The sequence below is a fragment of the Mammaliicoccus sp. FSL K6-3158 genome, assembly GCF_038005105.1.
In the GTDB taxonomy this organism is placed as follows: domain Bacteria; phylum Bacillota; class Bacilli; order Staphylococcales; family Staphylococcaceae; genus Mammaliicoccus; species Mammaliicoccus sciuri.
The window spans coordinates 313,251-328,080 of record NZ_JBBOSL010000001.1; the positions used below are offsets into that span (position 1 = coordinate 313,251).

14 protein-coding genes are annotated in these 14,830 nt (G+C 33.2%); 10 read left to right on the forward strand and 4 right to left on the reverse strand.

Translation table 11 applies throughout. The features are described from left to right. Positions 1–11 precede the first annotated feature (11 nt). On the forward strand, positions 12–980 hold the full coding sequence (locus MHH94_RS01365; protein ID WP_048540507.1) for a sugar phosphate isomerase/epimerase family protein: 969 nt from the start codon (positions 12–14) through the stop codon (positions 978–980). A gap of 418 nt (positions 981–1,398) precedes the next feature. Here the strand turns inward: MHH94_RS01365 and MHH94_RS01370 are convergent, their stop codons facing one another. The 4 genes from MHH94_RS01370 to scdA all read right to left on the reverse strand — a co-directional run bounded on the left by MHH94_RS01370 (position 1,399) and on the right by scdA (position 4,337). Further along, positions 1,399–2,265 carry a nuclease-related domain-containing protein gene (locus tag MHH94_RS01370; protein WP_325878318.1) on the reverse strand — a complete coding sequence of 289 codons (867 nt, stop codon included), beginning with the start codon at positions 2,263–2,265 and terminating at the stop codon, positions 1,399–1,401. 111 nt (positions 2,266–2,376) lie between these two features. Next, positions 2,377–2,814, reverse strand: coding sequence for a VOC family protein (locus MHH94_RS01375; RefSeq protein ID WP_340839322.1), 438 nt, complete (start codon positions 2,812–2,814; stop codon positions 2,377–2,379). Positions 2,815–2,872: 58 nt separating this feature from the next. Continuing rightward, positions 2,873–3,628 (reverse strand): class I SAM-dependent methyltransferase, encoded by a 756-nt coding sequence (locus tag MHH94_RS01380; RefSeq protein ID WP_325878319.1) that lies wholly within the window; start codon positions 3,626–3,628, stop codon positions 2,873–2,875. A gap of 25 nt (positions 3,629–3,653) precedes the next feature. Then, the gene (gene scdA / locus MHH94_RS01385; RefSeq protein WP_048540511.1) at positions 3,654–4,337 is read right to left on the reverse strand and encodes an iron-sulfur cluster repair di-iron protein ScdA; all 684 of its coding nucleotides are present in this window, start codon (positions 4,335–4,337) and stop codon (positions 3,654–3,656) included. Positions 4,338–4,550: 213 nt separating this feature from the next. Here scdA and MHH94_RS01390 point away from each other — a divergent pair, with 213 nt between their 5' ends. The 9 genes from MHH94_RS01390 to MHH94_RS01430 all read left to right on the forward strand — a co-directional run bounded on the left by MHH94_RS01390 (position 4,551) and on the right by MHH94_RS01430 (position 14,824). After that, entirely contained in the window at positions 4,551–5,114 is a 564-nt protein-coding gene (locus tag MHH94_RS01390; RefSeq protein WP_119469335.1) for a PadR family transcriptional regulator, read from the forward strand. A gap of 13 nt (positions 5,115–5,127) precedes the next feature. Next, a complete protein-coding gene (locus tag MHH94_RS01395) occupies positions 5,128–6,276 on the forward strand; it encodes an FAD-dependent oxidoreductase (protein ID WP_340839327.1) in 1,149 nt (382 codons plus the stop codon). Positions 6,277–6,346: 70 nt separating this feature from the next. Further along, positions 6,347–7,681: a sodium-dependent transporter gene (locus MHH94_RS01400; protein ID WP_232181806.1), complete on the forward strand. Its 1,335-nt coding sequence runs from the start codon at positions 6,347–6,349 to the stop codon at positions 7,679–7,681. Between the two features lie 35 nt (positions 7,682–7,716). Continuing rightward, positions 7,717–8,613 carry a cidABC operon transcriptional activator CidR gene (cidR, locus tag MHH94_RS01405; protein ID WP_058592132.1) on the forward strand — a complete coding sequence of 299 codons (897 nt, stop codon included), beginning with the start codon at positions 7,717–7,719 and terminating at the stop codon, positions 8,611–8,613. Between the two features lie 149 nt (positions 8,614–8,762). Then, a complete protein-coding gene (locus tag MHH94_RS01410) occupies positions 8,763–9,146 on the forward strand; it encodes a CidA/LrgA family protein (protein ID WP_058612111.1) in 384 nt (127 codons plus the stop codon). Next, positions 9,143–9,832 carry an LrgB family protein gene (locus tag MHH94_RS01415; protein ID WP_048540516.1) on the forward strand — a complete coding sequence of 230 codons (690 nt, stop codon included), beginning with the start codon at positions 9,143–9,145 and terminating at the stop codon, positions 9,830–9,832. Before MHH94_RS01410 ends, MHH94_RS01415 begins: the two co-directional genes overlap by 4 nt. A 339-nt stretch (positions 9,833–10,171) precedes the next feature. Continuing rightward, the gene (locus MHH94_RS01420; protein ID WP_048540517.1) at positions 10,172–11,794 is read left to right on the forward strand and encodes a BCCT family transporter; all 1,623 of its coding nucleotides are present in this window, start codon (positions 10,172–10,174) and stop codon (positions 11,792–11,794) included. 375 nt (positions 11,795–12,169) lie between these two features. Further along, positions 12,170–12,901 (forward strand): phosphoadenylyl-sulfate reductase, encoded by a 732-nt coding sequence (locus MHH94_RS01425; protein WP_048540518.1) that lies wholly within the window; start codon positions 12,170–12,172, stop codon positions 12,899–12,901. Between the two features lie 102 nt (positions 12,902–13,003). After that, complete coding sequence (locus MHH94_RS01430; RefSeq protein WP_232181808.1) at positions 13,004–14,824, forward strand: assimilatory sulfite reductase (NADPH) flavoprotein subunit; 1,821 nt, start codon at positions 13,004–13,006, stop codon at positions 14,822–14,824. Positions 14,825–14,830 lie beyond the last annotated feature (6 nt).

Consider the following 14,830-nt stretch of genomic DNA (forward strand, 5'->3'; position numbering starts at 1 on the left):
GGGTGTTACATATGAAAATTGGTGTATTTACAGTACTTTTTCAAGATAAAACGTTTGAAGAAATGTTAGATCATGTTGCAGAATCTGGATTGAAAATGGTCGAAATCGGTACAGGTGGGAATCCGGGTAACCATTTTTGTAATGTAGATGAATTGTTAGAAGATGAAAGTAAAAGACAAGCATTTATGGACGCTATAAAGAAACGTGGATTAGAAATCAGTGCATTCAGTTGTCATGACAATCCTGTTTCACCAGATAAAGAACATGCTAAACAAGCACATGAGACATTTATTAAATCGGTAAAATTAGCTTCAATCCTAGGTGTCCCAGTTGTTAATACATTTTCAGGTATACCAGGATCAGATGAAGACGCTAAACATCCAAACTGGCCAGTAACACCATGGCCAACAGCATACTCAGAAATATTAGAGTGGCAATGGGAGAAGAAGTTGATACCTTACTGGAAAGAAGCGGCGCAGTTTGCTAAGGACCACAACGTTAAAATAGGGATTGAACTACATGCTGGATTCTCAGTACATACACCACATACACTTTTAAAACTTAGAGAAGCGACAAACGATGCTATTGGTGCGAACTTAGATCCAAGTCATTTATGGTGGCAAGGCATTGATCCGATAGCAGCTATTAAAATTTTAGGTAAAGCTGGTGCGATTCATCATTTTCATGCAAAAGATACTTATATCGACCAAGAAAATGTCAATATGTACGGATTAACAGATATGCAACCGTATAGTTCAGTTCAATCAAGAGCTTGGACATTCAGAACAGTCGGTTATGGACATAGCCCACAAGTATGGGGAGATATTATTAGTGCATTGAGAATCAATGGATATGATTATGTCGTGAGTATAGAACATGAAGACCCAATCATGTCAGTAGAAGAAGGATTCCAAAAAGCAGCACATAATTTACAAACAGTGAATATAAACGAATCGTTAGATAATATATGGTGGGCATGAAGAAAACCATGGTTTCAGCTTGGGTGCTGATACCATGGTTTTTATTTTTGAGAGGGGGTGAATCTATGGGGGATGGGGGTCAGTAGATTCACTTTTCAAAATTAGAAATATAGGGAAACATATAGTCATTTTATAAATTTGGGCTCAAGTCTTGGCTTAAAGAGGTAGTAAAGCTAAGAGATCGCTTAAGTCTTGGCTTAAAGCAGGAGTAAAGCCAAGAGGTTGCCTAAGTCTTGGCTTAAAGAGGTAGTAAAGCCAAGAGATCGCTTAAGTCTTGGCTTAAAGCAGGAGTAAAGCCAAGAGGTTGCCTAAGTCTTGGCTTAAAGAGGTAGTAAAGCCAAGAGATCCCCCAAGTCTTGGCTTAAAGTAGGAGTAAAGCCAAGAAGAGCCCAAATTCTTTGATTAAGAAGGTACTATTCTATAAATAAAAATAACTTTTATGTTTCCCCTTCTTTTTAAAATGACGTTTACATACTCTTCTGATAGCATGCGCATCCGCACCACACCACAGTTCTGCTTCTTTCAATGTAAACGGCCCATTTTTTAATACGTATAATTCTTTTAAATTTTCTAAGTAGAGTAACTGTCTCTGTATCTGTCTTGAGCAATACATGCAAGGACCGAATCTCATCCGTTTTTCTAATTGTATTTGGTTGATTTTACGGCAATGTGGGCATCTTAAGCCTGGTTTGATTTGTTCGAATGGAATTATATGTCTAGGGTAGGTCTTCGAAAAATCTTGTTTAAGTGTTTGGATTTTATTGAGGATGGCTCTATTTTCGTCTACTTTAAAATTATTAAATAGCTTTGGAATTTTGTGTAACTCTGTTGGTAACAGTACCTGTTTACGATTAGGTATGTCAGAGTGAAGTGTAAATGTGGGGTTTGTAAAGACGAGATAAGATATTATATCTCGTTTAATATTGAGATGTGATTTAATCAGTTCGAGTTCATATTCGGCTCTTTTCATTTGTAAAAAGGGGGTTTGGAATATATTCCCGTAACTATTTTTCATTTGATTATCGATGATATAGTAGTCGCCTTTATAGTGTTTGACTTCTAAATTGATTATCATATCATCATCCACAATGAGGAAATCGAGTTGAATTTTGTTCTTTATATTTAATTCAATGTTATGTACATAATTTAACTTAAGTTCTTGTTCTAACATTTGTTGTACAATTTGTTCACCTTCTTCACCTTGGATTTGTCGATAAATTTCTTGGGTGTCTTGATTGGCATCTATTCGACCAAAGATTGCCTTATTATATCGTGTGAGTTCCATCTATCAATCTCCTATTTTTTTACATTTATTATATATAATATTCCACTAAAATACAAATAAAAACATTTTAGAAACCATTTATCCTGATTTCCAAAATGTTTTTACCATAACTTATTTGAGTTTTTCAGCTAATTCGATATATATGCCTTCTGGACCCTTGATATAACACAATTTATACATGTCTTCGAATTGCGTAATTTCTCCAATCACATTGGAAGATGTTGCGGCCAATTGTTCTACAACTTGTTCAATATTTTGAACTGAAAATGCAAAATGATTAGCGCCTACATTTCTTGGGAAATGTATAGATTTGTTGGTCGTTGATGATTGGTCACGAAATTGTATGAGTTCTATAGCTGTTTCATCGTGAGGAACTTTCATCATAGCAATACTTGCTTCTAAAGCATCTACACCATAAATATTGTCGATCCATTCACCGTTAATATTTTGTTCTCCGATCAGTTCCAATCCTAACGTAGTAAAAAATGCTTTAACAGATTCTAAATCTTCAACGATAATACCTACATGGTCCATTTTATTTAATTTCATGTTTACATCTCCAATTCAGTTAATAGTTATATTATAACTATTATATCTGTTGAGACGGTTATTTCCTAACAGCATGAACAATATAATTCATATCTTTTTTATATCGTTTCATTGTTTTAAACATATTAAAGAACATAGATCGATTTTCTTTCTTTAAGGCATTTTTAATAATTTTAAATGTACCTAGAACACCTTCATCTCGTATCATGCCAGCAGGTGTCATAAGTGTTAATGTGCCGATGTGCGATTCTATTTGTTTGAAACCAGCATCTTGATAAAGTTTGTACCACTCTGCTGTTGGTAGTGGGGTTACTTTCACGTTAATGGCATCACTTAAATGATAGATGATTTCATCTTTAGATTTAACATTAATAATTGCGATATCATGTGTTAATACGATGCCGCCAGGTTTCAAGACACGATAATATTCTTTTAATGCTTGTTCTTTCGCTTTGATTGGCAACATTGTAAGCATCGCTTCATTTAATACGATATCAAATTGTTCATCTTCAAATGGTAAGTTCATCGCATTAGCTTTTTGAACATTAATTAAATGAGATAAGTTTTCAGATGATACATTTTTAATGCCTTTTTCTAGAGCTTTAGCATTTAAGTCGACACCTTCAATTCTGCAACCGTAAGTTTTCGCAATTTGCATAGCTGTCGTACACATATTGCATCCAACTTCTAATACATATTTATCTCTCGTAAAATGGCCTTTTTTAATGAACCAATCTGTCGCAATTTTTCCACCAGGTCTTAATCGTTTCTTACCTAACTTTGCTAAAAATGTATGTCCAGCTTCTTTTTTCATAATGAATCATTCCTTTAAAAAGTTTTTAAAGTAGATGTTTGTATTTCTTGAATAATACGTGGTTTTCTAAATGAACATGTTCATGTGTGTCGCGTTCTAATTGTTCTAAACGTTGATAGACAAGTCTCCATGTACCACATGCTTCTAGAGGTGGTTGGTAATCATTTGTGATGGCACGTATCTCTCGTAATAATTGTCCTGCTTCGTCATGGTCATCAACTAGGGATGTAATGGTTTCGTTTAATTGATTAACTTGTTTACCTGCTGATACATCTAAAAGTTTAGGGAACGACTGATGATCTTCTTCGTCAATATGTTCTAATAATGCAGACTTCAATTTAGTATATAAGTCCTTTAGTTCTAATAAATATGGATGACTTGGACCGTGAACTTTAGCCAACTTTGTAACATAAGGTGTTAAGTTTTGGAACTCAGTTCTCAATGCTTCATGATATCGAGATTGAATGTACTGAATAAGTGAAGCAGCATCTAAATATTTAATATCAATTCCACCATTTTGTTGATCGACAGGTATGCTATTGAGTTGATTTAACAATGTTTCTAAATCGACCTTTTTATTATTAGACACAGCTTGATCAATGGATACATCACCTCCACAACAAAAGTCGATACCGTATTTACGGAAAATATCAGCAGACTTTGGAATATCTGTTACGACATCAGCAACATGACGCTCTTTAGTAATCATGTAATGACCTCCTTTAAAATAGTTACCTTCTATATATCTCAATTATATTATATGAGAAGCATTCTCAGTATTAGGGAATTCCATGAAAATAACATAAAATTGTAAAAATATTGTATGAAAAGATGTCGATAAAATTTATTTCGATATATCGCTTGACTCTTTTCGATATATCGGATAATATAACGATATATCGAAAAGGAGAAAGGTGATTATATGTTTAGAAGAAATTTTGAGGGAAGATTTAACAATCACAGAGGCCATATGATGAATCGTGATGGCTTTGATTTTGGAAAAGGTTTTGGCGGTCATCCGGGAAGAGATCGTTTCTTTAAGAAAGGGAACTTACAATTTATTATCTTAAAAATGTTAAAAGAAGAACCGAAACATGGTTATCAAGTCATTAAAGATTTAGAAGAAAGATTTAAAGGATTCTATGCACCAAGTCCTGGTTCTGTTTATCCAATTTTACAAATGTTAGAAGATAGAGATTTTGTATCAATTTCTAAAGATGGTAGTAAAAAAGTTTATACAATTACAGATGAAGGCGAAGTATTTTTAAATGAAAACATCAATCAAGATGAATTTACGAAACGATTAGAAGGATTCCAAAATGTTGATATTAAAGCAATGGAAGATGCACGAAATCAACTTAGAGATTTATTTAAAGAAATTATGTTAGCAGGAAGAGAAGCAGTGGAAGATGATGAGAAAAAAGCGAAATTCGAATCATTTATAAATGAAACAAAAGAAAAAGCAAAAAACTTATATAAAAATTAAAAAGAAGGTAAAAATGTTGAAAAGCAATAAAAATAATAAAGTCGCAATTATAGGTGGCGGTCCTGGTGGCTTAATGCTCGGTTTGTTACTACAAAAACAAGGAATTCCATTTACTATATTTGAAAAAGGTGAACGTGATATTAACGGCAACAGAGGTGGTTCATTAGATATTCACGAAGAATCAGGACAATTGCCGATTAAAGAAGCTGGTCTTATTGAAACATTTAAAAGTATGGCAAGATTTGAAGGCGAAGATACAAAAATTCTTGGACCAGATGGCACATTGTATTTTGAAGATGATGCTGAAGGTGAAGGCGGAAGACCAGAGATTGATCGTGGCGAACTTTGCGATATGATTCTTAACGAAATTAATCCAGAAAACATCCGTTATCATTATGAATTTAAAGCAATCGAAACGTTAGATAATCATAAAGTGAAAGTTACTTTTAATCATAATGTGAGTGAAATCTTTGATGTTGTAGTAGGTGCAGACGGATCCTTTTCTAAAGTGAGACCATTTATTACAGAGCAAGAAATCAGCTACACAGGCATATCAATGGTCGAACTAAACATTTCTGATGTGAAACAACAATTTCCAGATTTAGCTGCTTTTAATAAGAATGGTAAAATAATGGCGCTTGGCGGGGATCAAGCTATACTTGGACAATTAAACGGTGATGGATCGATTAAAGTTTATATCACTTATCGCATACCATATAAAGATTTAGATACGTATAAAGCTTTGTCACCTGACCAACTAAAATCACGTTTATTACAAGATTTTAAAGATTGGGATAAAGAGCTGTTAAAATACATTTCATATGCCGATGATAAAGTTCTGTTTAGAAGAATTTATAAATTGCCAATTGGTTTTAAATGGGAACGTCAATCGAATGTGACATTGTTAGGTGACGCTGCTCACGTTATGAGTCCATTCGCTGGTGAAGGTGTTAATACAGCTTTATATGATGCGTATTTATTAGCACGTGCATTTAAAAATCATGACAATTTAGAAGATGTGATAACAGCATACGAAGATGAAATGTACAAAGCTTCTGAAGAGCACGCACAAGAATCTCAAGATAATTTAGATTTAATGTTTTCAAATAATGCTGCTAAAAAAATGGGCAGTATATTTACAGATGTAGAACAAATGTCATAAAAATTCTTACTGTGTAGATGATTAATTTACGTTATACTTCAATTAAGGAAGAACTGAATGGAGTGATAACATGGTCAATCAAAGAGATCAATGGTCATCTAAGATAGGATTTATTATGGCATCAGCAGGTGCTGCAATCGGTATTGGCGCAATATGGAAGTTTCCTTATGTTGCAGGTCAATTCGGTGGTGGCGCCTTCTTATTGTTATTTATTATATTTACATTATTTATCGGATTACCGATGTTGATTTCTGAATTTATCATTGGACGTGCAACAAACAAAGAAGCTGTTGCTGCCTATGATACGCTAGCACCCAAATCACCATGGAGAATAACGGGAAGACTTGGTGTTATTGGATGTTTCTTATTATTATCCTTTTACAGTGTTGTAGGTGGTTGGATTACAATTTATACAGCATTGGGATTAACAGGCAATCTTATATCTGATGATACAAATTACAGTAAAGTCTTTGAACAAATTATAGGAGAGCCATTTACTGTATTAATCGGTGTGTTTGTCTTTATTTTGATGAATGTTGTTGTGTTAAACTTCGGTATTAAAAAAGGTATTGAACGTTCAAATAATGTATTAATGCCTTTATTATTTATATTCTTTATTATTCTTGTTGTGAGAGCAGTAACTTTAGAAGGCGCATCTGAAGGATTATCGTTCTTCTTTAGTTTCAACTTTGAAGACTTTTCAGCTGAAGGCGTGTTATATGCGTTAGGTCAGTCATTCTTCGCGTTAGCTGTGGGATTCTCATGTATGGTTACTTATAGTTCGTATTTAAGTAAAAAAGAAAGTTTACCAACGTCAGCTATGTCGGTATCGATTATGAATATTATCGTGTCTATATTAGCGGGAATGGCGATATTCCCAGTTGTATTTGCTTTTTCATTAGAACCTACTGAAGGTCCTGGATTATTATTTATCGTATTACCTAATGTATTTGGCCAAATGGCATTTGGTTCAGTATTCTTAACGTTATTTTTACTGTTATTCTTATTTGCGACATTGACTTCTTCATTTAGTCAATTTGAAATTATCATTTCAGCTTTTGAAAAAGAAGGCAAAAGATCGCGTTCAAAAATAGTATGGGTATTAGGATTACTGACATTTATCGCTTGTATTCCATCATCACTGTCATATGGTGTTCTTGCAGATGTTTCGATTTTTGGGAAGTCTATATTTGATGCTACAGATTATTTAGTGAGCAACATATTATTGCCAATTGGCTGTTTACTAATCGCAATATTTATTTCGTTTAGAATGGATCAAGCTATTGTAAAAAGAGAATTCCAAATGGGGAATCAACTTTCTTTAAAATGGTTTAAATTATGGAAATTCTTAATGAGATATATCATTCCGATTATTATACTTATCGTATTTATATGTTCGCTTTAATTCTGTCATGAAATCCATGAAATGAGGTATAGCAAATGGAGTTTAAACAGTTAAAATATTTTGTGGAAATTGTTAGAAATGGTGGTATGACACAAGCTGCAGAACATTTATTTGTAGCGCAATCTACAATTAGTAAAGCTGTAAAAAATCTTGAAAATGAATTTGATGTCACGCTATTTGATCGTTCACAAAAACACATTAAACTAACAGATACTGGCGAAGTATTTTACGATAAAGCAGTAGAATTCTTAACGCTATTTGATCATTTGACGCTCGAATTGAATGATATCTTTGAAGTGCAACGTGGACATATTAGATTAGGGTTGTCGCCTATGATTAAAGTGGATCTTATAACAGACAGTCTTGAGAATTTTCATGGTAAATATTCTAACGTCACATACGAAGTTACTGAAGGTGGCGGTAAAGCGGTAGAACATTATATTAATAAAGATGAAGTAGATATTGGTGTGACGACATTACCTGTAGATTCATCTAAATATAACAGCGTGCCACTTTATAAAGAGGAATTGTTTTTAGTAGTGAATAAGTCACATAAACTTGCCAAGAGACATCAAGTATCAATCAGTGAATTGAAAGATGAAGAATTTGTTTTGTTCCACGATGACTACTATTTAAGAGATATGATTATTGAGAACTGCCGGAAAGAAGGCTTCTATCCAAAGACAGTTGCTAAAATATCACAGCTTACCTTTATCAGCAATATGATAGAAAGAGGACTTGGTCTATCTATTGTGCCACGAAGTATTGCTGAACAAATGAGTGATGATGTGACAATGATTGAACTTGAAGGTGAAAAGATATATTGGCATCTCGGATTAATTTGGAAAAAAGGTGCCTATGTGAATCGCGTTACAAAAGAATGGATATTATTTCTAAAAGAATCATTAATCAAGAAACAGGCTGGAACATAATGTTCTAGCCTGTTTTTTGCTTTGAACAATAAAAATATAATTGAACTATTCCAAAGTGGAATAGTTGTAATCGATAATATGTATTTTATTAATACTTTGAACCGTCCTATAATATTGTCTATAAGGTCTTATTAAAAGGATGAGTTTAGATGATTAAAACGTTTATAAAGATACTATTTCAAGTATCTCTCATATATATGATTACTCAAATTGGTAAATGGCTTCAAGAAATATTACATATACCAATTGCAGGTAGTATTGTTGGACTAGCATTATTATTTTTATTACTTCTAACAGGTATTTTACCTGAACGATGGATAGAAGTCGGTGCTAATAAATTAATTAATGTTATGATTTTGTTTTTCGTGCCTTCAATTGTAGGTATTATGGATATTGCAGATCAGATTGGACCAGGTTATATCATTATGGTCGTGTTACTCATTGTGAGTACAAGTTTAGTAGCACTGTCATCTGGTTATGTTTGTGAGAAGTTTTTAAATATTAATAAAACGGATAAGGAGAATGCATCATGATTATACAGTCTTTATTGATGGTACTTTTAACATTAGCTTGTTTTATCATCGCTAAGAAACTACAAATTAAATATAAACATCCTATTCTTAATCCAGCACTGATTGCTTCAATTATGATTGTCGCAATTTTATTAGTCTTAGGTATGAATTACAAAGACTACATGGTAGGTGGTTCATGGATTCATCAATTTTTAGATTGTTCAGTTGTGAGTTTAGCGTATCCGTTATATAAATATAGAAAGTTGATTGTCGCGAACTTCAAAATTATTATTTCAAGTGTATTGGCAGGTATCATGGTTAACTTTGTCCTTATTTATGGTGTCCTATATATAATGGGATATCCGAGTTCAACGATTGTAACAATTTTACCTAGATCGATGACAGCAGCAGTAGGCATTGAAGTGTCTCATCAAATGGGTGGAACAGATACGATAACGGTTATGTTTATTATAGCGACAGGCTTAATTGGTAGTATTTTAGGTAATTTTTATATTAGTAAAGCGAAGTTTAAAAGTGATTTAGCGAAAGGTTTAACATATGGTAATGCTTCACATGCTTTTGGTACAGCAAAAGCTTTAGAATCCAATATTGAAGCAGGTGCATTTAGTACAATTGGTATGATTTTAACAGCTGTACTCAGTGCGATTATGTTACCAGTACTTTATTTAATGACCACTTATATTTAATGAGATATAGAAGGAGATATGGCAAAATTCATGTCATATCTCCTTCTTTTTTATATAAATTTATATTCATTGAATATGTATAAAAATTCATAATAAAAGAACGTTAGATTTGTTACGTTCGTTAAATTTTAACTTAACACAACCGTTGTAGCAATATTTATAATGATTATAAAAAGTGTATTATATATATTTATTCATAAGTAATGATGCTTTTCATTGTATGTAATTTGCATTTTTATTTAAAGTTCTATAGTGTCTTCATTGTGATTTAAATCATCGTGTTCATTAATAATGATTATTTAACGATGTACATTAATCGACAACGAGGAGTGTTCAGAAGTGAAGAAACATAAAGTAATGGACTGGTGGACATTTTATGGGACGGTTGCAGTATTACTTATCGCTGTTATACCGATGATGGTATTCCCTAAAGCTAGTCAAGAAGTCATCACAAGTATTAATGATGTTATTTCAGACTCATTAGGATCATGGTATCTATTACTTGGATTGATTGTTTTTGCATTTGTATTATACATAGCGTTTGGGAAATACGGGAATGTCACTTTAGGTAAAGCAAGTGATAAACCTGAATTTAATAATTTTAGTTGGATTTCGATGCTGTTTTGTGCGGGTATCGGTTCTGATATTCTATACTGGGGTGTCATCGAATGGGCATACTATTATCAAGTGCCGCCGTATGGGGCAGGTAGTATGACGGATGAAGCACTCGAATACGCAACAATGTATGGCATGTTTCATTGGGGACCAATAGCTTGGGCGATTTATGTGTTACCTGCTTTGCCAATTGGTTATTTAGTATTTGTTAAGAAGAAACCAATTTATAAAATCAGCCAAGCATGTAGACCAATTTTAAAAGGTCAAACGGATAAATTACTCGGTAAAATTGTAGATATTTTATTTATTTTTGGATTATTAGGCGGTGCAGCGACATCATTAGCATTGGGTGTACCAATGATTTCTGCTGGGATAGAGCGACTTACAGGGCTTGACGGTGAGAATATGGTTATGAGAAGCATTATCTTACTCATCATTACAGTCATCTTTGCATTTAGTTCTTATACTGGCTTGAAAAAGGGTATACAAAAATTAAGTGATATTAACGTTTGGCTAACGTTCTTAATTTTAGGAATCGTACTGATTGTTGGGCCAACGATATTTATTATGGAAACGACTGTATCAGGATTAGGAAATATGTTGAAGAATTTCTTTAGAATGGCAACATGGTTAGAACCATTTGGTGGTGTAGGAGATAGAAAAGAAACAAACTTTCCTCAAGATTGGACGATATTCTATTGGTCTTGGTGGTTAGTATATGCGCCATTTATTGGCTTATTTATTGCCAGAATTTCCAAAGGCCGTACGTTAAAAGAAGTCGTATTAGGTACAATTATTTATGGAACTTTAGGATGTGTATTATTCTTTGGTATCTTTGGTAACTATGCAGTGTTCTTACAAATTTCAGGACAATTTGATGTCATTCAATTCTTGAATCAACATAGCGCTGAAGCCACTATAATAGAAGTGATGCATCAATTACCATTTCCAAAAGTAATGATTGTTCTATTCTTAATCTCAGCATTTTTATATTTAGCAACGACATTTGATTCAGGGTCATATATATTAGCAGCAGCAACTCAAAAAGAAGTCATAGACGAACCATTAAAAGCAAATCGATTATTCTGGGCGTTTGCATTATGCTTATTGCCATTTTCATTAATGTTAGTAGGTGGAGAACGCGCGTTAGACGTCTTGAAGACCGCATCCATATTAGCGAGTGTGCCACTAACCGTTATATTTGTGATGATGATGGTTTCATTTATCCGGACACTAGGCGGAGATCGAATTAAATTAGAAGAACGAGCTGAAAAATTAAAAGCAGTAGAACGACGATCATTAAGAATCGTTCAAGTACGGGCAGAAAAAGAAGACGATAACTTATAATAAAAATTCCAACAAAATCTTATAGTTTTGTTGGAATTTTTATATCTTAATTTTGTTAGAAGCATTTTTCATGAGAAGTGTGAATAACGATAGGAGTAGTTACAAATTTGAGTAGTTTTGTAACTAAGCCCCCAGTTAAAAACAAACTAACACTGAAGTGTTCACAATACCTAACATTTTCAGTGAATAATTTCTTCATTAAATAGACTGAAAATTTAAAAAGAATAGTTGACATCATATGATGTATCGGGTATGCTAATCATCATAATTTATTATTTCTTAGTAAACTTATCTGTTTAAAATAATTTCTGCTAAAAACATTGGTTTTAAACATAAAAGCTTGTAGAAATAAGTATAAGGAGGACGTTATATATTATGGCCGAAGTGTTAACTTATGAACGTTTTGACACTGATCCTTTTAAAGATATTGATATTGACGATGAAACTAAAGGTGCATATCAAATAATTAAATGGGCGTATGAACATTATGGAGATTCTATCGTGTATTCTTGTAGTTTTGGGGCAGAGGGTATGATTTTGATAGATTTAATATCAAAAGTTAAACCAGATGCCAAAATTGTCTTCTTAGATACTGATTTACATTTTCAAGAAACGTACGATTTGATTGACCGTGTGAAAGAAAGATATCCAACATTAAATATTGAACTTAAAAAGCCTGATTTAACGCTAGAGCAACAAGCAGATCAATATGAACCGGCACTATGGACAAGTGACCCGAATCAATGTTGTTATATCAGAAAGATTAAACCATTAGAAGAAGTATTATCGGGCGCTACTGCTTGGGTCTCAGGATTAAGAAGAGAACAATCTCCAAGCAGACAAAATACCGATTTTATTAATAAAGATGAAAGATTTAAATCTATAAAAGTTTGTCCTTTAATTTATTGGACTTGGGACGATGTATGGGCATATATTGAACGCCACGATTTAACCTACAATGAACTTCATGACTTTAATTATCCAAGTATTGGATGTATTCCTTGTACAGCTCAAGTATCTTCTTCAGGTGATTCACGTGAAGGAAGATGGACGAATTTCAACAAAACTGAATGTGGTTTGCATACAGTAAATAATAAACCTAAGTAATCTAATTAAGAGATTTATTAATCTTTTTTTAGCATAAATCAGACTATTCCCATAAGAATAGTATTTAAAACTTAAATAATTGGACAGGATGAGGTGACATCTTTGGAATTATCAGTAACAAATAGCCCTTTTAATCAAGAGCAGTCAGAAAAGTTAAATCAAGTATTTGCAACACTTACAACTGAACAAAAGATTTGGTTGAGTGGTTACTTATCGGCGTCAGTCGTGCAAGGTGGTCAAGCAAGTGCACCTGTTGTTGAACAATCTACAGCAGTAAGCAGTGAACCTAAGTTTAAGAAGCGAGATATTACGGTATTGTTTGGTTCTGAAACAGGTAATGCTCAAGGTTTAGCTGAAACGTTAGAAAGTAAATTAAAAGAAAAATCATTCAATGTCAATCTTGCATGTATGGAAGATTTTAAGACTAAAGATTTAAAGAAAGTAGAAGATTTATTTATTATCACAGCGACTCATGGAGAAGGAGATCCACCAGATAATGCAATTACATTCCATGAGTTTTTACATAGTCGTAAGGCACCTAAGTTGAATGATGTTAGATTCTCAGTGTTAGCACTTGGTGACGAATCATATGAATTCTTCTGTCAGACTGGTAAAGATTTTGATAAGAGATTAGAAGAGTTAGGTGCAGAGAGAATACATCCAAGAGTAGATTGTGATCTAGACTTTGATGAACCTGCTGAGAAATGGATGGAAGACATTTTAAATTCAATCGGACAAGTATCAGGTCAAGCGGCAGAGGAACCCGTTAAATTAGATGCTGAAGATTTATCAGCTACTCAAACATATTCACGCTCTAATCCGTATGAAGCTGAAATTTTAGAGAATATTAATTTAAACGGTAGAGGTTCAAATAAAGAAGTTAGACATATCGAACTTTCTTTAGAAGGTTTCAATGATTCATTTGAACCAGGCGATTGTATCGGCATATTCCCTAAAAATGATCCCGAAATTGTATCAGAGTTAATTGAAACACTCGTTTGGGATCCAGAAGAAATTGTGCCAATTAATGATTCAGGCGATACATTAAGTTTACGTGATGCATTAACTAATCATTTCGAAATTACAAAATTAACTAAACCAATCGTCACAAAGGCTGCGAATATCTTCGGGAATGGTGTGTTATCTGAAAAAGTTAAAAAAGATCGATGGATTTACGGATACGTTGAAGGTCGCGATTTAATAGACTTATTAAATGATTTTCCACCTGAAGATTTGCAACCAGATGCTTTGCATCAAATATTGAGAAAATTACCAGCTCGTGAATATTCAATCGCAAGTAGTCATCAAGCAGCACCTGATGAAGTACATCTTACTATAGGAGCAGTTCGTTATCACTCTCATGATAGAGATAGAAAAGGTGTTTGCTCAGTACAATTTGCAGAACGATTACAACCAGGTGATACAGTACCGATTTATTTGAAGAAGAATCCTAACTTTAAGTTCCCTAAAACAAGTGAAACGCCTGTCATTATGATAGGACCAGGTACAGGTGTTGCGCCATTTAGATCATATATTCAAGAAAAAGAAGAATTAGAACTTACTAATAAAGCTTGGTTATTCTTCGGTGAACAACACTTTACGACAGACTTCTTATACCAAACGGAATGGCAAGGTTGGTTGAAAGATGGCGTACTTGATAAATTAAGTGTCGCGTTCTCAAGAGATTCAGAAGAAAAAGTATATGTACAACATAGAATTGAAGAAAACAGTAAAGAATTTTATCAATGGATTCAAGAAGGTGCAGCAATCTATGTATGTGGAGATGAAAAACATATGGCTAAAGATGTGCATCAATCCATTTTAAATGTCATTCAAAAAGAAGGACATTATAACGAAGAAGAAGCAGAAGAATTTTTAACTGAATTGAAAAAAGAGAGAAGATATCAAAGAGATATTTATTAAGAGGGG

Bases quoted from the DNA above. Each gene is read 5' to 3' on its own strand.
- MHH94_RS01375 (WP_340839322.1), bottom strand. From the start codon at position 2,814: ATGAAATTAAATAAAATGGACCATGTAGGTATTATCGTTGAAGATTTA.
- MHH94_RS01390 (WP_119469335.1), top strand. From the start codon at position 4,551: ATGTTTAGAAGAAATTTTGAGGGAAGATTTAACAATCACAGAGGCCAT.
- MHH94_RS01365 (WP_048540507.1), top strand. From the start codon at position 12: ATGAAAATTGGTGTATTTACAGTACTTTTTCAAGATAAAACGTTTGAA.
- MHH94_RS01400 (WP_232181806.1), top strand. From the start codon at position 6,347: ATGGTCAATCAAAGAGATCAATGGTCATCTAAGATAGGATTTATTATG.
- scdA (WP_048540511.1), bottom strand. From the start codon at position 4,337: ATGATTACTAAAGAGCGTCATGTTGCTGATGTCGTAACAGATATTCCA.
- MHH94_RS01425 (WP_048540518.1), top strand. From the start codon at position 12,170: ATGGCCGAAGTGTTAACTTATGAACGTTTTGACACTGATCCTTTTAAA.
- MHH94_RS01395 (WP_340839327.1), top strand. From the start codon at position 5,128: ATGTTGAAAAGCAATAAAAATAATAAAGTCGCAATTATAGGTGGCGGT.
- MHH94_RS01415 (WP_048540516.1), top strand. From the start codon at position 9,143: ATGATTATACAGTCTTTATTGATGGTACTTTTAACATTAGCTTGTTTT.
- MHH94_RS01410 (WP_058612111.1), top strand. From the start codon at position 8,763: ATGATTAAAACGTTTATAAAGATACTATTTCAAGTATCTCTCATATAT.
- cidR (WP_058592132.1), top strand. From the start codon at position 7,717: ATGGAGTTTAAACAGTTAAAATATTTTGTGGAAATTGTTAGAAATGGT.
- MHH94_RS01370 (WP_325878318.1), bottom strand. From the start codon at position 2,265: ATGGAACTCACACGATATAATAAGGCAATCTTTGGTCGAATAGATGCC.
- MHH94_RS01380 (WP_325878319.1), bottom strand. From the start codon at position 3,628: ATGAAAAAAGAAGCTGGACATACATTTTTAGCAAAGTTAGGTAAGAAA.